We start from the raw sequence: 222 nt of genomic DNA on the forward strand, positions 1-222 counted from the left end.
GCGATCTCGCGGCACCCGCCTATGTGGACTTGTCCAAAGCCAATTATGACGTTGTCTGCCAGTTCATTGCCTTTACACCCGATCAGATCGCGCGCGATATCGATGTGTTTGCGGGGCACTGTGGCCAGTACATCTTCATCTCTTCGGCCTCGGTCTATGAAAAGCCACCGCGCCACTACGTGATTACCGAGCAGACACCGGCGATCAACCCCTACTGGCGCT

Annotated in this window: 1 pseudogene; it reads left to right on the forward strand. The window is 56.3% G+C overall.

Annotated elements, in window-relative coordinates:
- Positions 1–222, forward strand: a pseudogene (locus tag AF337_RS32820) (RNA-binding protein); the annotation flags it as partial.

Origin of the sequence: Rhizobium ecuadorense (genome assembly GCF_001187535.1) — a bacterium.
GTDB lineage: Bacteria > Pseudomonadota > Alphaproteobacteria > Rhizobiales > Rhizobiaceae > Rhizobium > Rhizobium ecuadorense.